The organism is Mesorhizobium sp. CNPSo 4661 (assembly GCF_057784215.1).
This window is the reverse complement of sequence record NZ_JBWGIO010000008.1, coordinates 1-18740: the sequence shown is the minus strand read 5'-3', so window position 1 is coordinate 18740 and position 18740 is coordinate 1. Positions and strand designations below refer to the sequence as shown.

The 18740-nt window shown below is 64.5% G+C and carries 19 protein-coding genes; 9 read left to right on the top strand and 10 right to left on the bottom strand.

The window, feature by feature from the left end:
• Positions 1–55 precede the first annotated feature (55 nt).
• The 5 genes from AC0YKC_RS13150 to AC0YKC_RS13130 all read right to left on the bottom strand — a co-directional run bounded on the left by AC0YKC_RS13150 (position 56) and on the right by AC0YKC_RS13130 (position 1909).
• Complete coding sequence (locus AC0YKC_RS13150) at positions 56–331, bottom strand: DUF1488 family protein (RefSeq protein ID WP_488511342.1); 276 nt, start codon at positions 329–331, stop codon at positions 56–58.
• On the bottom strand, positions 328–654 hold the full coding sequence (locus AC0YKC_RS13145) for a hypothetical protein (protein WP_488511341.1): 327 nt from the start codon (positions 652–654) through the stop codon (positions 328–330). Before AC0YKC_RS13145 ends, AC0YKC_RS13150 begins: the two co-directional genes overlap by 4 nt.
• Entirely contained in the window at positions 651–887 is a 237-nt protein-coding gene (locus tag AC0YKC_RS13140; RefSeq protein ID WP_434722035.1) for a hypothetical protein, read from the bottom strand. Before AC0YKC_RS13140 ends, AC0YKC_RS13145 begins: the two co-directional genes overlap by 4 nt.
• A 66-nt stretch (positions 888–953) precedes the next feature.
• The gene (locus tag AC0YKC_RS13135; protein ID WP_434722034.1) at positions 954–1310 is read right to left on the bottom strand and encodes a hypothetical protein; all 357 of its coding nucleotides are present in this window, start codon (positions 1308–1310) and stop codon (positions 954–956) included.
• Between the two features lie 158 nt (positions 1311–1468).
• Complete coding sequence (locus AC0YKC_RS13130) at positions 1469–1909, bottom strand: hypothetical protein (RefSeq protein WP_488511340.1); 441 nt, start codon at positions 1907–1909, stop codon at positions 1469–1471.
• Positions 1910–2104: 195 nt separating this feature from the next.
• Between AC0YKC_RS13130 and AC0YKC_RS13125 the strand changes: the two genes are divergently transcribed.
• From AC0YKC_RS13125 to AC0YKC_RS13115, 3 genes are all read left to right on the top strand, one after another.
• Complete coding sequence (locus AC0YKC_RS13125; RefSeq protein ID WP_320296194.1) at positions 2105–2311, top strand: hypothetical protein; 207 nt, start codon at positions 2105–2107, stop codon at positions 2309–2311.
• A gap of 41 nt (positions 2312–2352) precedes the next feature.
• Complete coding sequence (locus tag AC0YKC_RS13120; RefSeq protein ID WP_434722032.1) at positions 2353–2544, top strand: hypothetical protein; 192 nt, start codon at positions 2353–2355, stop codon at positions 2542–2544.
• Positions 2545–2694: 150 nt separating this feature from the next.
• Positions 2695–4080 carry an FAD-binding oxidoreductase gene (locus tag AC0YKC_RS13115; RefSeq protein ID WP_488511339.1) on the top strand — a complete coding sequence of 462 codons (1386 nt, stop codon included), beginning with the start codon at positions 2695–2697 and terminating at the stop codon, positions 4078–4080.
• A 226-nt stretch (positions 4081–4306) separates the two neighbouring features.
• Here the strand turns inward: AC0YKC_RS13115 and AC0YKC_RS13110 are convergent, their stop codons facing one another.
• The 3 genes from AC0YKC_RS13110 to AC0YKC_RS13100 all read right to left on the bottom strand — a co-directional run bounded on the left by AC0YKC_RS13110 (position 4307) and on the right by AC0YKC_RS13100 (position 7274).
• Complete coding sequence (locus AC0YKC_RS13110) at positions 4307–5182, bottom strand: BA14K family protein (RefSeq protein ID WP_488511338.1); 876 nt, start codon at positions 5180–5182, stop codon at positions 4307–4309.
• 425 nt (positions 5183–5607) lie between these two features.
• Positions 5608–6708, bottom strand: coding sequence for a KamA family radical SAM protein (locus AC0YKC_RS13105; RefSeq protein ID WP_488511337.1), 1101 nt, complete (start codon positions 6706–6708; stop codon positions 5608–5610).
• Positions 6709–6869: 161 nt separating this feature from the next.
• Positions 6870–7274, bottom strand: coding sequence for a VOC family protein (locus AC0YKC_RS13100; protein ID WP_488511336.1), 405 nt, complete (start codon positions 7272–7274; stop codon positions 6870–6872).
• A 120-nt stretch (positions 7275–7394) separates the two neighbouring features.
• On the opposite strand from AC0YKC_RS13100, the gene AC0YKC_RS13095 reads away from it, so the two are divergent.
• The 3 genes from AC0YKC_RS13095 (at position 7395) to AC0YKC_RS13085 (ending at position 10842) form a co-directional block, all read left to right on the top strand.
• Positions 7395–8093, top strand: a complete 699-nt coding sequence (locus tag AC0YKC_RS13095; protein WP_320296200.1) for a helix-turn-helix transcriptional regulator — start codon at positions 7395–7397, stop codon at positions 8091–8093.
• Between the two features lie 102 nt (positions 8094–8195).
• Positions 8196–9854, top strand: a complete 1659-nt coding sequence (locus AC0YKC_RS13090; RefSeq protein WP_488511335.1) for an acyl-CoA synthetase — start codon at positions 8196–8198, stop codon at positions 9852–9854.
• Between the two features lie 94 nt (positions 9855–9948).
• Positions 9949–10842, top strand: coding sequence for a hypothetical protein (locus tag AC0YKC_RS13085; RefSeq protein ID WP_488511334.1), 894 nt, complete (start codon positions 9949–9951; stop codon positions 10840–10842).
• Between the two features lie 36 nt (positions 10843–10878).
• Here the strand turns inward: AC0YKC_RS13085 and AC0YKC_RS13080 are convergent, their stop codons facing one another.
• Positions 10879–12303, bottom strand: coding sequence for a coiled-coil domain-containing protein (locus AC0YKC_RS13080; RefSeq protein WP_488511333.1), 1425 nt, complete (start codon positions 12301–12303; stop codon positions 10879–10881).
• A 504-nt stretch (positions 12304–12807) separates the two neighbouring features.
• Here AC0YKC_RS13080 and htpG point away from each other — a divergent pair.
• From htpG to AC0YKC_RS13065, 3 genes are all read left to right on the top strand, one after another.
• A complete protein-coding gene (htpG, locus tag AC0YKC_RS13075) occupies positions 12808–14694 on the top strand; it encodes a molecular chaperone HtpG (protein WP_488511332.1) in 1887 nt (628 codons plus the stop codon).
• Positions 14695–14817: 123 nt separating this feature from the next.
• The gene (locus AC0YKC_RS13070) at positions 14818–15498 is read left to right on the top strand and encodes a type 1 glutamine amidotransferase (RefSeq protein ID WP_488511331.1); all 681 of its coding nucleotides are present in this window, start codon (positions 14818–14820) and stop codon (positions 15496–15498) included.
• Between the two features lie 75 nt (positions 15499–15573).
• Positions 15574–16701, top strand: coding sequence for a serine hydrolase domain-containing protein (locus AC0YKC_RS13065; protein ID WP_488511330.1), 1128 nt, complete (start codon positions 15574–15576; stop codon positions 16699–16701).
• Between the two features lie 9 nt (positions 16702–16710).
• Here AC0YKC_RS13065 and AC0YKC_RS13060 read toward each other — a convergent pair whose 3' ends face one another.
• Positions 16711–18333: an ABC-F family ATP-binding cassette domain-containing protein gene (locus tag AC0YKC_RS13060; protein WP_488511329.1), complete on the bottom strand. Its 1623-nt coding sequence runs from the start codon at positions 18331–18333 to the stop codon at positions 16711–16713.
• Between the last annotated feature and the right edge of the window lie 407 nt (positions 18334–18740).

Below are 18740 nucleotides of genomic sequence, written 5' to 3'. Positions count from 1 at the left end.
AAGGGCTAAGGCTATTCGCGGTTGCGTGCTCTTTCGTGCGATATTGGCTTCCTGCCTATCGGAAGCCGGAAGCAGTGAGCGTGTAGGAGTTTCGGCGCTCGCGCGCATATGCTTTGCTGGCGGCGTCCTGGATGGAACTGCGCAGGGCGTCGAATGCCGAAAGGTATGCTGTCTCGGCCGTTTCCCCACCCCCAGCATTGTCGTTAAATGTCCCAAGGGCCTCGACCTCGACGAAGAAGCGAACCTGGAACATGCCGTCATGGCCAATGAAGCAGACGGCGCGGCGCGTTTGATCGAAGCTCCGGCTGGGATTTGGAAAGGCGAGCGTCATGGGTTGCCCACCCTTATTTCGGCATATTCAGTTGCCGGCCGGGCTCTGTTCCATTCCTTTCGAGCCTCGACATTGCGACGGTTGAGATCCAGCATGCTCTTCGTCGCATGCGCACGCGTTAGCCCGACCATCGGAGTGCCGTCGACATGCGCTGGAATTCCAGTGAAGACATGGTAGACCGTCCAGGAATGATCCGCTTCGACGCGGCGGCCGTATTGACGATCCCTGAAGACGTAGGCTGACAGGCCTCCATCGCTTTGCGAGCAGCCGGATACGGCCTTGTGACCCGCCTCGATTCCGCCGTTGGTCATGGGGCTGTTCATACCGGTCTTTCCTCGCGTTCCTGCGCGGCAATAATCTCCGAATAAAGCGCCGCACCGTCCGCTTCGGAGATTGTGACCGCGTCCGGCCACTGCGGCATGTTCAGCGTCCTCGCCAGAAGCCGCGCGATCTCGATTGCATCGTCGAGATCGGTTGCCAGCACCGTCTCGCGGCCGATGACGGCATGCGCGTCGTCGGTGAGGCGCGTGCGATAGAATTCGATCACGACCTTCATCGAGACCCGCCGCGCGACGGCATCGAGCCCTTCGCGCTGAGGCCAGTACCTTGATTGAACGGGCTCTCAGGCTTGGTCGGAACTTTTTCCTGCGTTGGCTTCCTCACCTCGCGATTGGAGCGCTGCTGTCCCTTGGCCATGTCCGAACGTCCTTTCGATCAGCATCAGGCCGAGGTCCGACGCCGGGGTTCCGGCCGATTCCAGCCTGTCCTCGGTCACCACCCGCTCATGCGGTTCGGTGTCGCTGCGGATGCGGTATTGCGGCGAGTTTTCTTTTGGCGGCAGCGTGCCGGTGACGTGGTAGACTTCCGCGGTCGATGTCCGGAAATCTCCCTTCAGACGGACCGCCTGTCCGATGTCGAACAACCGCGGCGGGGCGCCGTGCCGTATCGGCCGTGTGTTGCGCTGCATAAGGCTTGTCATGATTGTCTCCGGTCGTCATCGAGCGCCGCCTCGAGAGAGGCCGGTTGATCGATACTTTTACCGTGCGAGCCCCACAGTGCGGACGATCGCCGGCAGGTGAATGAAAGCGGCCGCGTTGCGCGGCGCGGGAAAGACCCTTCCAGGCCTTTTCGTCGAGATCAGCAAAATACCCTGCGGTTGCGGCCCGTCTGAAGCGGCAGAGCCGAAGCGACGAACGACGCGATGCGAATGGCCACGATTGCAGCTTTCCCGTGAAAACATGCCAGGATGGATTTCCGCATTATTTCGGTCGAACCGCTGGAACGGTTTTCGGTGCTGCCAGTACATCCGTGGTCAGCGCCCTGCATCGTTCCAGGGTTCAAACGAGCAAGCTGCCGCGCCGGAACGACGCAACGCTTCGCTATCGAAAATTCGGAAAGGATTGGCGCGGCTCCGACGGGGCGAAAGCCAAACTCAACCAAATCAACACTTTTTGTATGCGCCTCAATTGCGCTCAAAGCAAGACTTACACGCCTAATATTTTTTTCCCGGATAAATAGAAATCCCAAATCCGGGCCTGAAACAGCGGTAAATCGATTTGTAAGCGCTGAAATCTTCAAATTATTTCACCCAAATATTTTTGGGCTTCCCTGTAATTATTTTTTCACTCCTATCCGCCACATCCAAAGCCGTCTATAGGACGACAGGCCTGTCCCGAAAAGGCCATCGAGAAATTCGAGCACATAGCGGCCATGTGGTCGTCCGGCGCTCCGCTCTCCACTTCCGGCATTGCAACAACATTCGAGGTCGTATCCATGGCCAAGCGGATCTCCCGTGGCTTTGGCAAGTTTGGCGCGACGGAGCCTCAGGCCGCGGTGAAGCCGGCCAGATCGAAACGCATGGAAAATGCCGCGGAGACAATGCGCGGAGCGCTTTTCGCACACGGACGACTCGCCTTGACGCTTTATGTTGCGCTGTGGATTGCAGCTGTGCTGGCGTCGGTATTTGTCCTACGGGCCTGAGCGGGCTCGTCTAGCCGGCGCGAGACCAGAAGGATGCAAGCATGGCAAACCGCTACGCACTGAGGATGGACGAGCCGAACAGTTGGACCGTTTTCGATGTCTTTACCGGCCAACCTGCCGAGTTCGAGCAGAAGCCGACGGTTGGAATCAGGACGCGGCGCGCCGAAAAGCTTGTTGCCAAGCTGAATAGCCAGGACGCCCAAAGGCGCGAACAGGCCGGCAGAACATCCTGATCCGCGCCGATGCGAAAGTTGCCACACCGCAATCCAAGCAGCGCGGCTGGCACGAGCGAAATTTAGCCCTGCAATCATTGTCCGAGTGTGGCTCAACTGCGCCACCGCCTCTATAGGTTGGAGGCTCAGCTTCAGAAGGAGTCCGCCAGCGTGAGCGACGGCCTTTTATCTTCCCTCCGCGCCGCCCTTCCCAACGCCACAGTCTGGGACGCCGCCGCGCTCGCGTCCCGCGATCCCGGCTTCGATCCCCGCAATTTCGGCGCTTCGGCGCTGGTGCGGCCGCGCGATGTCGAGGGAGCCGCGGCCCTGGTGCGTTTTTGTACAGAGCACGACGTCAGCCTTGTCGCGCAGGGCGGGCGCACGGGGCTGGCGGGCGGGGCGGCGACTTCGGCGGGTCAGGTGATCTGCGACCTCGGCGGGCTCAACCAAATCGAGGAGATCGACCCGTTCGCGCGCGTGGCGATCGTGCAGGCGGGCGTGACGCTGGGGGCGCTGCAGGAAGCGGCGGCTGAGCATGGGCTCGACCCGGGCATCGACCTTGCCGCGCGCGGCAGCGCCACCATCGGCGGCATGGTTTCCACCAATGCCGGCGGCATCATGGCGTTTCGCAACGGCACGATGCGCCACCGCGTGCTCGGGCTGGAGGCCGTGCTGCCGGACGGGCGGGTGTTTTCCGATCTCACCCGGGTGCTGAAGACCAGCGCCGGCTACGACCTGAAACATCTCTTTATCGGCGCCGAGGGCACGCTCGGCATCGTTACACGCGTGGCGGTGCGGCTCGACCCGGTGGCCGGGGCCAGCGCCACCGCGCTTGTCGGCGTGCCGGATGCGGCCAGCGCGCAGCGCATCGTGCGGCATTTCTTGGCCTCGACCAGCGCCCGGCTCACCGCTGCCGAAATCCTGTGGCGTAGTTTTGCCTCGCTGATGCAGCGGGCGCTGAATTATGCGCCGGGCAGCCTGCCGCTCGAGGCGCCGTGCCTTCTGGTGCTGGGGCTCGGCGCCGATAATATCGAGGCGGCGCGACACGCGCTCGAGGACGGGCTGGCGGCGATCTGGGAAGAGGCAGGCATCATCGACGGGCTGGTCGCGAGCTCCGAGGCGCAAGCCGCCGCGATGTGGCGGCTGCGCGAGGAGACGGAGCAGATCGAGCGCGCGCATCCCATGGCGCCCTCCTTCGATGTATCGGCGCCCGGCGGCGGGCTGGACGCCTACGTGGCGCGCATCGAGGCGGGGCTGAAGCAGGTCGACGCTTCTTACGCGCCTTATGTCTACGGTCATCTCGCCGACGGCAATTTGCACATATCGATCAATTGCGATGGCCCTGTCTCGCGCGAGCGGCACGAGGCGATCGAGGACGTGCTTTACGAGGGGCTGCGGGAGGCCGGCGGCTCATTCTCGGCCGAGCATGGCGTGGGACTCGACAAGCGCGACGCCTATGAGCGGCATGCGGATCCCGTGAAGCAGGATTTGGCGAAGGCGATCAAGCAGTTGGTCGATCCCAACAACATCCTCAATCCCGGGAAGGTTGTGGGGTGATATTGGCGGGTTGGCGCGAGAGGCTGGCGGGACAGCGCGCCCTCTGATCTGCCGACCATCTCCCCCACAAGAGGGGAGATCGGATGTCACGCCGGATTTCGCCAATCACCGACGCTGCAGAGGTGAGCGCGGCGTCGGATCTGCCAATCTCCCCCCAAGCGGGGTAGATGTCCGGCAGGACAGAGGGGGCGCCTCGCGCCAGCATCTCAGAAACGCGACTCCTCCCCTACTCGCACTGGCGGCGTGGGCCGCCGTCGAAGGGCTGGTAGGTGTTGTCTTGCGGATCGTAGGAGCGGTAGCGGCTGAAGCAGTAATCGACGTGGTCGCCCGAGACAGCGCGGCCCGACGCCTGGGCGGCCTCAGCCTCCGGCGAGATTTCTTCCGGCGGGCCGCCATAGGTTGTGGCGTAGCCGCCGCGTGATGGGGCGTAGCCTTCCATCTCGGCCTGATCATCGCTCGTCCAGTCGTCGGTGGTGGCGTTCTGGCGATCGTTCGCTGCTGCCTGATCGTCGGCTTGATCGTTCTGGCCGGTCGAGGCAGTGCGGTCGCCGCCAGGGTCGTAATAGGGTGAGATGCAGGGACGCAACTCGCCACCATAGGAGCGGTAGCTGTTTTCCGCCGGGCGGTAGCTGCGGTAGCGCGTGGCGCACCATTGCAGATGGGCAACGGGCAGTTGCGGCTCGGCCTGCTGGTCGACTGTCGCCGGCCGCTGGGCCGCGCCGGCATCGGGCGTGGGCTGGCCCGGGCCAGATACGTCGGGCAATGGCTGCAGTCGCGGCGCTGCAGCAGGCGCCGGCGCTGCGAGCGCGGTGGTCTGCGCTCCGCTATCCGTTTTGATCGATTGGCCTGGGGCCGGTTCGCCAGTCTTGTCGCCAGTCTTGGCGGGTGCAGCCGCAAGCTGCCGGGCGGGAATGCGTTCAAGGTTCTGCTTCTGCTGATCGACCGGCTGCGCATCCTTCGTCCAGAGCTCGGAAACGCCGATCGCGGGCGTTGCCTGGCGCACCGGCTTGGCGGCGAGCAGCCAGGTGGCGAAGGCAAGCCCGCTGGCAAACACGATGAGCGTCAGCACGAAGCCGCCGGCAATTCCCAACAAAGCCTTCACGCAACGCTCCTTCAGTTCCCGCTCATAGAATGCAGGGCGAGGAACCCGGTTCCCACAGGAAGAGGGCAATGTTGCGACAAGGCCGCGTTGAACGGGAGGGCCCCGCGTGCTCCGGGGAGAAGCAGGCGGGGCCCAAGGATCGCCAGGAAGGCACCTGGCAGGGGACTCTCACTGTGTAGACTTTTTGATGATCCAACAGGATCAACGATGATCCAACAGGATCATCGTCAGTGTCGAACTTTTCCTGGACCGCCGCATCCTCCGAACGAAGGAACAGCAAATACTTCGTTCACATGGCGCGGCATCGACGGGTCGGATTCATGCTTGTTTAGCCAGCGTTCATGCCGCCGGTTAGGCCCGGCACCCAGCACCTTCCCCCGAAACAGAGCTGTCGGGCCGCTTGCTAGCGGGGCCCGGCCCTCCTTTCATGAGTCCACCACCACCTCGGTATACTCCCGCACCCTGCCGTCCTGGCCTCTGATCCCCCAGGTGTCGCCGTCTCGGCCCTCGATATGGCTCGCCGCCAGTGGCACCTTGCCGCCGCCGTCCGGCAGGTCGATGACATAGGTGGGGTTGCATATGCCGGAGAGGCGCTGGCGCAGCTCGGCGACCAGCGCCTGGCCTTCGGCAATCGTTGTGCGGCGGTGCGCCATGCCGCGCGCGAGGTCGCCATGGTGCAGGTAATAGGGTTTTACGCCGAGCCGATACATCAGCTCGCGGCAGAGCTCCTCCAGCATCTCGACCTTGTCGTTGACGCCTTTGAGCAGAACGCTCTGGTTGAGCAGCACGAAGCCCGCCTGCCGCATGGTACGGCAGGCCGCCTCTGTGGCTTGTGTGATTTCCCGCGCGTGGTTGAAGTGGGTCACCACCGTTACCATCAGCCGGCCCTGCAAGGCCTGGACCAGGCCAGCCGTTATGCGCGACGGCAGCGCCACAGGCACACGGGTGTGGATGCGCAGAAGCCTGAGATGCGGGATCGCCTCCAGGCGGGCGCGGATTTCGGCCAGCGCCTTGTCGGGCAGAGATAGCGGATCGCCGCCGGTCAGGATCACCTCGCGGATTTCCGGGTGCCCGGCGATGTAGGCCAGCGCCGGCTCCAGCGCCTCGAGCGTATAGCCGCGGCCGATCGATGTCAGCGACTCCTTACGGAAGCAGAAGCGGCAATAGACGGCGCACTGATAGGTCGGGAACAGAAGCACGCGGTCGGCATGGCGGTGGGTCAGGCGGGGCACCGGGCTGAAGGCGTGGTCGCCGATCGGATCGTCGAGCTCGCCCTCCGCTGCGACCAGTTCGTCGGGCGATGGGATCACCTGGGCGCGGATCGGGTCGGCTGGGTCGTTCCAGTCGATGAGGTCGAGATAGGGCTTTGGCACGCGCACCTTGTGCGCGGCCGCGGCTTCCTGCGCGGCGGCGCGCTCGGCCGGCGAGAGCGGCAGGGACGCCAGGTCGCGGACATGGCGCACGCCGGCGCGGATGTCGTCCTGCCAGGCGGCGTCGGGGGCCGGTTGTTTGAGGTCGGTGGTCATTGCGGCTCTCTGGTTCGCCGTCCCTATCGGCCGGATGGTCGATGTGGTCAACCGCTTACCACGTTACGCCGCGTTCCTTCGCGCACCCTCTGTCCTGCCGGACATCTCCCTCTCTTGGGGGAGATTGGCAGCTTCGGCGCCGGCTCTTACTTGGAACACCCTCACCTTTCAAACTTCGCAATCGCCTCCGCCGTCACAGGCGTGAAGAAATTCACCAGGTTGCCGTCGGGATCGCGAAACAGCAGCGAGCGATTGCCCCAGGGCATGGTGGTGGGCGCCTGCACCAGCGCGCCGTCGATGAAATCGCCCAGTCGCCGGTACTCGTCATCGACATCGGCGACGCGGAACTCGATGATGGCGCTGCGGTTCTCGGCGGGGCTCGCGACGTGGTCGTCGCCGAAGAGCCGGAGCGTGCGCGTGCTGCCGATCGCCAGCGTGCCGGCTCCCGTGACGAGCTCGGCGAAATCCTCGGTGTAGAGCGTGAGCTTGATGCCCGTGACCGTCTCATAGAAGGCGACGAGCCGCTTGACGTCGGCGGTGATGATGCGGGTCGAAACGAAATTCATCCAAGTCTTCTCCGTGGCTGGCCGACGGACATCTCCGCGGCTGGACGCGCCCGTTCAGGCGCCCTGCCCCGACTTGTGGACCAGGCCTGCTGCCACCATAGTGGCAACAGGAGACATGCCTTGCGCCGTGCCGACAGACTGTTCCAGATCATCCAGATCCTGCGGCGATCGAGCCGGCCGATCACCGCCGGCCAGATTGCCGAAGAGCTCGAAATCTCGCGCCGCTCGGTCTATCGCGACATCGCCGATCTCATCGGACAGCGCGTGCCGATCCAAGGCGAGGCCGGCCTCGGCTATGTGCTCGACCGCGACTACGACATGCCGCCGCTGATGCTGACGCCGGACGAACTGGAAGCGGCGGTGCTCGGCGCGCAATGGGTGGCCGACAAGGGCGACGCTGTGCTGGCCAGCGCCGCGCGCGACCTGATCGCCAAGATTGCCACCGTCGTGCCCGAGCGGCTGCGCCCCTTCGTCAGCAATCCAACCGTCGGCGCGCCGCTCAGCCGCGCGAGCCTGCTGGACGGGCTGGATATTTCGCGGGCGCGAGAATCGATCCGCAAAGGTCACAAGATCCGGATCCGCTACCGCAACGAACGCGACGAAGAGAGCGAACGCGTCATCTGGCCGACCATGATCGGCTATGCCGAGACGGTGCGCCTGCTCGCCGCCTGGTGCGAGCTGCGCCAGGATTTCCGCCATTTCCGCACCGACCGGATATCCGCCGCGATCTTTCTCGACGAGCGTATCGGCTGCCGTCCCGCCGAGTTGCGCAACCGCTGGAAACGGCACATGCAGGCGCAAGGGGTGCGTCTGCCTTGAGCCAGGGGCCGACTTTCGCCGCAATCGACCAGCGCCCTCTTTTCAGGCAATCTCTCCCAGCGGCGATCTTGGGGAGATGATCCACCGCCGAGGGAGGATGCCATGACTAGGACGCAAGCGCGGCCGCGCTATGAGGATGCCGTTGCGCAATTCCGCATCGAGGACGAGATCGCGCGCCTTCACGGCGATCCCGCCACCGGCATCAACGCCTATGTCGAATGCTGCGGCCGCTACACCAGCCAAAACAGGCTGGCGCTGCGCGCGATCTCAGCCGGCGGCGAATTGCGGGAATACTCCTTCGATGATCTGGCCGATATGTCGGGCGGCGTCGGCACTATGCTCAAGGAGCTCGGCGTCGGCCCCGGCGACGTCGTTGCCGGCATGCTGCCGCGCATTCCCGAGCTGGTGGCGCTGATCCTCGGCACATGGCGCGTCGGCGCGGTCTACCAGCCGCTGTTCACCGCTTTCGGGCCGAAGGCCATCGAGCATCGCCTGAGCTACAGCAAGGCGAAGCTGGTGGTGACCAACCCCGCCAATCGCGGCAAGCTCGACGAGGTGGAGAACCGTCCGCGCATCGCCACCATCCTTGGCCCCGGCGACACGCTGCCCGCCGGCGATATCGACTTCCGCGCGGCGATTGCAGCCGCCTCCCCCGACTGCGAGCCGGTCATGCGCAAGGGCTCGGACCTGTTCATGATGATGTCGACCTCCGGCACGACCGGGCACCCGAAGGGCGTCCCGGTGCCGCTCAGCGCGCTCATTGCCTTCGGCGCCTATATGCGCCACGCGATCGGGCTTACGCCCGACGACATCTTCTGGAACATCGCCGATCCCGGCTGGGCCTATGGGCTCTACTACGCCATCACCGGGCCGCTGCAGTTGGGCATCGCCACCACCTCCTACGAAGGCGCCTTCAACGCCAAATCGACCTACGACATCATCGAGCGCCTCGGCGTCACCAGCCTTGCCGGCTCGCCGACGGCCTATCGCCTGCTGATGGCGGAAGGGCCGGAGGCGGCGGCCCGCGTCAAAGGCAGGCTGCGCGTGGTGAGCAGCGCCGGCGAGCCGCTCAACCCGGAAGTGATCCGCTGGTTCGACGCCAACCTCGCCGCGCCGATCCACGACCATTACGGCCAGACCGAGAACGGCATGATGGTCAACAACCATCACGGGCTTAAGCATCTTGTCCGCGCGGGCTCCGCCGGTTTCGCCATGCCGGGCTACCGCATGGTGGTGCTGGACGATGCGGGCAACGAACTCGGCCCCAACCAGCCGGGCGTGCTTGCCGTCGATATCGCCAGATCGCCGCTGCGCTGGTTCGGCGGCTATCACCAGGCGGAGACGCCGGCGATCGCCGGCGGCTATTACCGCACCGGCGACACGGTGGAATACGAGCCGGACGGCTCGGTGTCCTTCATCGGCCGGGCCGACGACGTCATCACCTCGTCCGGCTACCGCATCGGGCCGTTCGATGTCGAGAGCGCGCTGATCGAGCATCCGGCGGTGAACGAGGCAGCGGTGGTCGGCGTGCCCGATCCGCAGCGCACCGAGATCGTCAAGGCTTTCGTGGTGCTGGCGCCTGCCTTCAAGGGCAGCGAGGCGCTCGCCGAAGAGCTCGCCCAGCATGTCAAGAAGCGGCTGTCGGCGCATTCCTATCCGCGCGAGATCGAGTTCGTCGGCGAGTTGCCGAAGACGCCGAGCGGCAAGATCCAGCGGTTCCTGCTGAGAAAGGCCGAGGTGGAGAAGCGCAAGACGGAATAAAGATTTGCCGCAGCCCTGATTTCCGCCACGCAAAAGCCGCCAAGTCGGGCGATGGCTGCCAGGGACTCTTGATCGCTAATCTTGGGGTTGCAGCATGCGGTTGGTCTTAACGCTTCTCTTTGCACTGGCGGGCGGCACGGCGCTCGCCGCCTCGCCAGAAGACGATTATATCGCCGCACGCGACAAGGCGATTGCCGATATCACCGCGCAGGCAAACGCCAACACGGCGATCGAAACTATCGATGCCCAGAACGAAAAGGCGCTTGCCGATCTGCAGCAGCGCCTGGCCGCCATCCTCGGCCCGCTGTCGGTCAAGGGTTTTCCCTCGACCGGCGTCAACAATATCGAAAGCCTCAACTCCTCCGACATCGGCTACGGCATGCTCGACGGGCTGCGATATGCCCAGAGTGACGACAGCCCGAGCATCGTCGCCTCGACACGCGGGCTGACCGAGCGCTGGCTGAAATCCAAATCGGCCGAAGCGGAAGCGGATTTCAAGCTGCCCGCCGATATCGGCGCGGCGCTGAAGCTCGACAGTTTCTACACCCAGGCCATCGGCAGCGACGCGGCCTTCGCCGGCACGCTCGACTTTTCACTGAAGAAGCCCGATGGCGCCGATGCGGTGGTTGCCCGGCTCGGCGGCTGGACACAGGACATCGGGCCGATCTACGACCAGCGCGTCGTGGTGGCGGTCGTCAAAGGCGACCGCGTGCTGATCGCCGAGGCGTCCGCTTCGCCGGCGGTGCCGAAGATCGCCGAATGTGATTCGATCTGGGCGGCTGCGGACGCCGCCGCGCAGAAAGCCCAGCAGACAGATCAGGATGCGAACCAGGACGACGGCTCGGCTTCCGACCCCGCCAACGCCGCCTGGGAAAAGGGCGATGCCGACTACCGCGCCTGCATGGCAAAGCGCCTGCCCGGCGATCCGTCCTTTCCGGCGCTGCTCAAGCAGGCGCAGGACCTTGCCGACGGCATGGCGGGCAAATAGTCCGCCAGACCGGTTACAGGTACGCGGCGGTTTTTCTCAGCTCGCGTTGGCGCGCAGGTTCCGTCGCGGGACACGCCGCGGAGCGGGACGTCCCGCCTCCGCGATGATCCCGTTGGCCGGAGGCGCGGCATCCTTGCGCGATCTGGCGTCCGTCACCCGGTGCAGCCGCTCGTAAGGCAGCAATTCCCGGATGCGGGCATTGAGCGCTTCGACCTCGGCGTGCAGATCCTCGCATTCCTGCTTCTGGATATCGAGCTGGATCTGCTCGGACGCCTGCTGCATCGAAAGCTGTGAGAGATTGGTGCTGACCACCGAGAGGCTCTTCTTGTCGGCTTCGCTCTCTTCCTTGAGAACGGCCAGCCTTTCCTCCGCAATCTGGCGTTCGGTGACGGCATCGCTCAACTGCGCCTTGAGCCCGACGATCTCGGCCGTGGCTTCGCCGTTAGCGGACGAGACCTGATCCAGACGCGACTGCAATTCCCGGATCTCGGCACGCAAACCGCGCATTTCCGCCTGGCTGCGCGCCAATTCGGCGGTGCTGTCGCTTTCGGCGATCCGCGCCGCTTCGGCTGTTTCGGCAAGCTTGGCTTGCGTCGCCTCCAGCGTCTTCTGCAGTCGGGTTTCTTCCTTTTCATGGTTGCCGAGTTGGGCCATCAGCTCGGCGATATGGGCGGTTTCGCTGGCGTGGGTTGCCGCGAACTCGTCGAATTTGTGCCGGGCCTCCGCCTCGCGCTTTTGCGCCTGCTCCAGATCGACCGATAGGCCGACCTGCTTTTCGCGCAGCAGCTTGTTCTCGGCGCCGCGTCTGTCGAGTTCTACCGTTTTGGTCGTCAGAGCCTTGACGATCTCGCCGAACTCGGTCTCGCGCCTGGCGCTCTCATTGCCCGTCTCGACCAGCTCCAGCCGCACGGCAGCAAGCGCCGAGCGCAGTTGCTCCCGGTCCTGGACGAGGCTCGCCTCGCGCTGTTGCCAGGCCTCGGCCGCGCCGTCGCGTTCGCGCTGCCTACGGCCGGCCTCGAGCAATTGTTCCGAGAGCGTCTTGTGCTCGGTGGTGAGAGCGAGGTTTGCCAGTTCCAGTTCGTTGGAGCGCAACACGTCGCGATGGAAGACGTTGAGGACCTCACGCGTCATGTGATGCGCGGTCGCGATCTCGGCAAGCTTCGCCTCGATCTCCTGCAGATGCCCCTGCCCATCTCGGAAAAGCCCGGCAACGGCCTCCAGGGCGGCCAGCCGCGTCTGGGTATGCGGCGTCAGCCGCGATGGAGCTGCGTCGGGCTGCTGTTCAGGCGGTGGATTTTCGTCGCTTGCCACCAGTTCCTGACCGGCAACGGCATCGTCCTCCGACGGTGCCTTTTCCTCATCGGCAAGAACGTCCTCGAATGCTTCCGCCAGATCCGATTGGAGTTCCTGAAATTCCTTATCGACGTCCTCGGCCCGCTTGATCAGAGACTTGAAATTCATCACGGCACATCCCTTACGCTTGCCCCCAAGTCGTACTTAACGAATTGCTAATTTATCCCTTTACCTTCCGCTCGGAAAGCCTCTGTAAAAGAAACCGAAATTAAGGTTATCGCCGCTCCCAATCTTATGCGGATCCGCCGCCAAGTGATCCCCTCTTCCGCTCCTGGCGTATCTCAATCTTCTCTCAGGGTATGGGCTGAAACCACGCGCCGCAAAAGAGAAAGACAATGAGCTGCTTGTCATCATTCACATGACCGATGCGAAGACTTTAAAAGCCACAAATGAGCATAAAGGCAGAGCTCCCCTATCGACCCTACCGTGGAGCGTTCGATGGAGTCGGCCTTTCCACTTACCTCTCGCCGCCTCTTGTTGCCTTCGCCTGCCATCCCGATATTGTCCTGCCGAAGCCGGCCCCGCGCGGGCCGCGAGATAATTGAACAATCGTGGGATGAGATCCTGAACGCCCTGGCGCGTCAGGCAGAGTGGAGATTTGGGAAAGTCGAGATGACGGATCAGAAAACGGAAACCAGGACATTCGAAGCGGACGTCTCGCGGCTGCTGCACATGATGGTGCATTCGGTCTATTCGGACCGGGATGTCTTCCTGCGCGAGCTGATCTCCAACGCGGCGGATGCCTGCGAGAAGCTGCGCTTCGAGGCGGTGAGCCGGCCCGAGCTTTTGGGTGACGACGCCAAGCCGCGCATCACGATTGCCGCCGATCCGGACAACAAGGAGCTTGTCGTCGAGGACAACGGCATCGGCATGAGCCGCGACGAGATGGCCGAGGCACTGGGCACCATCGCGCGCTCCGGCACGCGCGCCTTCATCGAGCGCGTCGAGGCCGGCAAGGCGGCGGCGGACACGCAGCTTATCGGCCAGTTCGGCGTCGGTTTCTACTCGGCCTTCATGGTCGCCGACCGGGTCGACGTCATCAGCCGCCAGGCCGGCAGCGACGAGGCCTTCCGCTGGTCATCCGACGGCAAGGGCACTTACGAAATCGCGCCGGCGCCGCTCGAGGCGGCGCCCAAGCGCGGCACGCGAGTCGTGCTGCACCTGATGGAAGACGCTTCCTCCTACACCACGCCCTATCGGCTCGATAGCCTGGCGAAGACGCAGTCGGGCCATGTGCCGGTGCCGATCACGCTTGTCGAAAAACCCGGCGCCGAGCCGCGCGACATCGCCGACGGCACGGCACTCTGGGTGCGGCAGAAGAGCGAGATCAAGCCCGAGGAATATACCGACTTCTACCGCAGCATCGCCGGCCAGTATGACGAGCCGGCTTCCACGATCCATTTCCGTGCCGAAGGCCGGCAGGAATACAGCGTGCTCGCCTTCGTGCCTGGATCGCGGCCGTTCGACCTGTTCGACCAGGACCGCACGGGCCGCATGAAGCTCTATGTGCGGCGCGTCTTCATCACCGACGACGCCGACGTGCTGCCGCGCTACCTGCGCTTCGTGCGCGGGCTGGTCGATTCGGCCGACTTGCCGCTCAACGTCTCACGCGAGATGATCCAGGAAAGCCCACTGCTCGCAGCGATCCGCAAGGGCGTGACCAACCGCGTGCTCGGCGACCTCGTGAAACTCGCCGAAAACAATGCCGAAGCCTATGCGAAAATCTGGGAAAACTTCGGCGTCGTGCTGAAGGAAGGCCTCTATGAGGATTACGAGCGGCGCGAGCAGTTGCTGAAACTTGCCCGCTTCCGTTCGACCGCTTCGGGCGAAGGCTGGCGCAGCCTTGCCGACTATGTGGCGGCGATGAAGGAAGGCCAGAAGGCGATCTTTTTCATGGCCGGCGACGACCGTGCCCGGCTTGAGGCCTCGCCGCAGCTCGAAGGTTTTCGCGCGCGCGGTGTCGAGGTGCTGCTCCTCACCGATCCTGTGGACAGTTTCTGGGTGACGATGACGCCGGAATTCGACGGCAAGCCGTTCAAGTCGGTGACGCAGGGCGCGGCCGAGCTTGCCGATGTCCCGTTGCCCGAGGATGCGGCGAAGCCGGATGCCGAGACGTCATCGGACATCGCGGCGTTCCTCGCCTTCGTGAAGACGACGCTTGGCGAGGAGGTGTCGGACGTGAAAGCCTCCGACAGGCTGACCGAAAGTGCCGTCTGCCTGGTCGCGCCGGAGCATGGCCCCGACCGCCAGTTCGAGCGCCTGCTCAACGCCGCCGGCCGGCTCGACAAGGCCGCCAAGCCGATCCTCGAGATCAACCCGCGCCATGAGCGCGTCGCGGCGCTGGCAAAGCTCGGCGACGACCAAAAGGCGTTCAAGGAAGACGCCGCGCATCTGCTCTACGACGAAGCGCGGGTGCTCGACGGCGACAAGCCGGCCGACGCCAAGGCCTTCTCGGCGCGCCTTGCCCGGCTGATCGATCGCGGCTTGGCGAAGGGGTGAGCCCCGGCGCAGCGCTTCAGCGGCTTGCCGGCGTCCAGCCGTAACTGGGCGCTGGCACATTTCCGACAGGCCGCTAAGCTGTATCGGGTATTCCCCGGTGGAGTGAGCGGCAGGAGCCTCCCGATGAAGCGCATCGTTCTCGTCAGGCACTCGGAAGAACCGGGCGACGACCATGTCCAGACGACCCTCATGGCCAACGGCCATGCGGTCACGACCGCAATGCCGTTCAAGGGCGAGGCGATCGATCTCGACGCTGTCGACGGGGCCGTGATCTATGGCGGCCCGTTCAACGTCTTCGACACCGACGAACATCCATTCCTCGACCACGAGGCCGCGCTCATCGAGCACTGCCTTTCGAACGACCTGCCGCTGCTCGGCATCTGCCAGGGCGCGCAGCAGATCGCCTGGCACCTCGGCGCCGATGTCGGGCCGGTGGAAAGCGGCATCAGGGAGTTCGGCTATTTCGAGATCGCGCCAACGGCCGAAGCCGGCGACTTCCTCGATCGGCCGCTCTTCCTGCCCCAAAACCACTTCCATACCTTCGCCCTGCCGGCGGGCGCCGTGCACCTCGCCTCGAGCGAGACCTTCCCCAACCAGGCGTTCCGGATCGGCGACAAGACCTATGCGCTGCAGTTCCATGCCGAGCAAGGCCCGCCGGGTTTCCGGCGCTGGCAGGACCGGCAAGGCGCGCCCTACGGAACGCTCGGCGCGCAGGACCGGGACGAACAGGACCGGCTGATGGAAGCCCACCACGCGGCGCAACTTGCCTGGTTCAGCGGCTTTGTGACGAAGCTGTTCGGCTGAGGCGCCTTGTGACATCGCGTCAAGCCGCGACGGTCTCGACGGCTTCATCCTTCGGCACATAGTAGGACTTTGCCTATGAACATAGAGGGTGTCTGCGATCCGCGTTTTGCCGGGGTGCGCGACGCGTTCGCCTGGTGTTTCGCGCAAGGCCTCGAGCATGGCGGCGGCGTCTCGGTCGTGGCCGAGGGCAAGACCGTCGTCGACCTTTGGGGCGGCCATGCCGATGCCGCGCGCACCCGCCCGTGGCGGCGCGACACGCTGGTCAATGTCTGGTCTTCCACCAAGGGCGTCGTGGCGCTGGCGATCGCGATGCTGGTGGAGCGCGGCAAGCTGGAATATGCCGCGCCGGTCGCGCGCTATTGGCCGGAATTCGCGGTCGGCGGCAAGGAGCGCATCACGCTCGACCAGGTGATGTCGCACCGGTCAGGGCTGAACGGTCTCGCCGTGCCGATGGACGAGGCAGGCATGCTCGCCTGGACGCCTTATATCGACGCGCTTGCCGCCATGGCGCCGCTATGGGAACCCGGCAGCCGCTGTATCTACCACGCCCTAAGCTACGGCCATCTTGCCGGCGAGTTGGTGCGGCGTGTCGACGGGCGCAGCATAGGCCGCTTCATCGCGGAAGAGATCGCGGATCCGCTTGGAGCCGATTTCCATGTCGGCCTGCCCCAAGCCGAGGACTCCCGGGCCGCCGAGATGATCGAGGGGCCGAAGACCTCCGATTGGGTCGACTTCGTGCGCGCTTCGCCCTTTCCCCACGCATGCGACAACCCAACGCCCCGCGCCTTGGCGCCCAACGACCGCGCCTGGCGCGCCGCCGAGGTGCCGGGAGGCAACGGCCAGTCCACGGCGCCTGCGCTGGCGCGTATCTACGGCATGATGGCGGCGGGCGGGACCTTTGAGGGCAAGGCCCTGACTGGCCGCGCGGCCATCGAAGAAGCCGCCATGCCGCGCTTTCGCGGCATGGATGACAGCTTCGCGCTGCCAGCCGCGTTCGCTGCCGGCTTTCAGATCGAGGATCCTGTTTATGCCGGCCGCGCATCGCCGCAAGCATTCGGCCATACCGGCTGGGGCGGCGCCATCGGCTTCGCCGACCCCGACGCCGGCGTGGGGTTCGGTTACGTCACCAACCGCATGGTGGGGTTCGACGATGTGGACCCGCGCCGCAAGGCCCTGATCGACGCCGTCTACGACGCGCTTTGAGCTACGTCCCTAGCTCCTCAGCCCCGGCGCTTCCTGGCCGGTGCGGGCGACATATTCGGTGTAGCCGCCGCCATAGGTGTGGATGCCTTCGGGCGTCAGCTCCAGCACGCGGTTCGACAGCGCCGCCAGGAAATGGCGGTCGTGCGACACGAAGAGCATCGTGCCTTCATATTGCGACAGCGCCTCGATCAGCATCTGCTTGGTCGTGATGTCGAGGTGGTTGGTCGGCTCGTCGAGCACCAGCAAATTGGGCGGATCGAACAGCATCAGCGCCATCACCAGCCGCGCCTTCTCGCCGCCCGAGAGCACGCGGCACTTCTTCTCGATCTCGTCGCCGGAAAAGCCGAAGCAGCCCGCCAAAGCCCTGAGCGGCGCCTGGCCGGCCTGCGGGAAATTATCCTCAAGCGTCTGGAAGACGGTGCGCTCGCCATCGAGCAACTCCATGGCGTGCTGGGCGAAATAGCCCATCTTGACGCTCGGGCCGCGCGCGACGGTACCCGTGTCCGGCTCGGAGGCGCCGGCGACCAGCTTCAGCAGCGTCGACTTGCCGGCGCCGTTGACGCCCATCACGCACCAGCGCTCGCGGCGTCGGATCTGGAAGTCGAGGCCCGAATAGATCGAACGGTTGCCATAGGATTTGCGGATGCCCTTCAGCGTCGCCACGTCCTCGCCGCAGCGCGGCGCCGGCCGGAACTCGAAGGTCACCGTCTGGCGGCGCTTCGGCGGCTCGACGCGGTCGATCTTGTCAAGCTTCTTCACCCGGCTCTGCACTTGAGCTGCGTGAGAAGCGCGCGCCTTGAAACGCTCGATGAAGGCGATCTCCTTGGCCAGCATCGCCTGCTGGCGTTCGAACTGCGCCTGCAATTGCTTGTCGGCCAGCGCGCGCTGCTCCTGGTAGAATTCGTAATTGCCGGAATAGGAGGTGAGCGCGCCGGCATCGATCTCGATGATCTTGTTGACGATGCGGTTCATGAACTCGCGGTCGTGCGAGGTCATCAAGAGCGCGCCGTCATAGTCCTTCAGGAATTTCTCCAGCCAGATCAGGCTTTCGAGGTCGAGATGGTTTGACGGCTCGTCGAGCAGCATGACGTCGGGCCGCATCAAAAGGATGCGGGCCAGCGCGACGCGCATCTTCCAGCCGCCGGAGAGCTTTGAGACGTCGCCGTCCATCATCTCCTGGCTGAAGCCGAGGCCGTCCAGCACCTCGCGCGCCCGGCCGTCGAGCGCATAACCGTCGAGCTCCTCGAAACGGTGCTGCAATTCGCCGTAGCGCTCGATGATCTGATCCATCTCGTCGGCGCGCTCGGGATCGCCCATGGCGTGCTCGAGCTCGCGCATCTCGGCCGCCACGGCGCTCACCGGCCCGGCGCCCTCCATGACTTCAGCGACGGCACTCATGCCGCCCATATCGCCGACATCCTGGCTGAAATAACCGATGGTGACACCGCGATCGACCGCGACCTGCCCTTCGTCCGGCTGCTCCTGGCCGATGATCATGCGAAACAAGGTCGTCTTGCCGGCGCCGTTCGGGCCAACCAGCCCGACCTTCTCGCCCTTCTGCAAGGCGGCCGAGGCTTCGATGAAGACGATCTGTCGGCCGTTCTGCTTGCCGATATTTTCAAGGCGGATCATGGGCTCGTAGGGAGTAGGGAGTAGGGAGTAGGGAGTAGGGAGTAGGGAGTAGGGAGTAGGGAGTAGGGCCAATAAGCGAATGCGCCGAATAAGGGAACCCCTCATCGCTGCGCGGCCTCGACGTAACCCTACTGCCTACTGCCTACTGCCTACTGCCTACTGCCTACTGGAGTGCACCCCAAAATTGAGACAGAGGTATAAGGGACAGTCCTAAGAGGGACTGATGCCCGGAAGACGCAAATTTAGCCGAGAGGTGAAGCTAGAGCGGGATGGGATTACCACCGGTCATATCCAGAGTTTGCGAAGTAGTTTGAGCACTCGATCGGTGTGACACCGTTGAGGATCTGTCCGATCGCCTGGCAGACGGTTTCGACCGTGCGACTTGCGGCCTTTCTGAGCCAGTGCTT

Excerpts from the sequence above, each read along its gene's own strand:
- AC0YKC_RS13150 (WP_488511342.1), bottom strand. The coding sequence starts at position 331 with ATGACGCTCGCCTTTCCAAATCCCAGCCGGAGCTTCGATCAAACGCGC.
- AC0YKC_RS13145 (WP_488511341.1), bottom strand. The coding sequence starts at position 654 with ATGAACAGCCCCATGACCAACGGCGGAATCGAGGCGGGTCACAAGGCC.
- AC0YKC_RS13140 (WP_434722035.1), bottom strand. The coding sequence starts at position 887 with ATGAAGGTCGTGATCGAATTCTATCGCACGCGCCTCACCGACGACGCG.
- AC0YKC_RS13135 (WP_434722034.1), bottom strand. The coding sequence starts at position 1,310 with ATGACAAGCCTTATGCAGCGCAACACACGGCCGATACGGCACGGCGCC.
- AC0YKC_RS13125 (WP_320296194.1), top strand. The coding sequence starts at position 2,105 with ATGGCCAAGCGGATCTCCCGTGGCTTTGGCAAGTTTGGCGCGACGGAG.
- AC0YKC_RS13120 (WP_434722032.1), top strand. The coding sequence starts at position 2,353 with ATGGCAAACCGCTACGCACTGAGGATGGACGAGCCGAACAGTTGGACC.
- AC0YKC_RS13105 (WP_488511337.1), bottom strand. The coding sequence starts at position 6,708 with ATGACCACCGACCTCAAACAACCGGCCCCCGACGCCGCCTGGCAGGAC.
- AC0YKC_RS13100 (WP_488511336.1), bottom strand. The coding sequence starts at position 7,274 with ATGAATTTCGTTTCGACCCGCATCATCACCGCCGACGTCAAGCGGCTC.
- AC0YKC_RS13090 (WP_488511335.1), top strand. The coding sequence starts at position 8,196 with ATGACTAGGACGCAAGCGCGGCCGCGCTATGAGGATGCCGTTGCGCAA.
- AC0YKC_RS13085 (WP_488511334.1), top strand. The coding sequence starts at position 9,949 with ATGCGGTTGGTCTTAACGCTTCTCTTTGCACTGGCGGGCGGCACGGCG.
- AC0YKC_RS13080 (WP_488511333.1), bottom strand. The coding sequence starts at position 12,303 with ATGAATTTCAAGTCTCTGATCAAGCGGGCCGAGGACGTCGATAAGGAA.
- htpG (WP_488511332.1), top strand. The coding sequence starts at position 12,808 with ATGACGGATCAGAAAACGGAAACCAGGACATTCGAAGCGGACGTCTCG.
- AC0YKC_RS13070 (WP_488511331.1), top strand. The coding sequence starts at position 14,818 with ATGAAGCGCATCGTTCTCGTCAGGCACTCGGAAGAACCGGGCGACGAC.
- AC0YKC_RS13065 (WP_488511330.1), top strand. The coding sequence starts at position 15,574 with ATGAACATAGAGGGTGTCTGCGATCCGCGTTTTGCCGGGGTGCGCGAC.
- AC0YKC_RS13060 (WP_488511329.1), bottom strand. The coding sequence starts at position 18,333 with ATGATCCGCCTTGAAAATATCGGCAAGCAGAACGGCCGACAGATCGTC.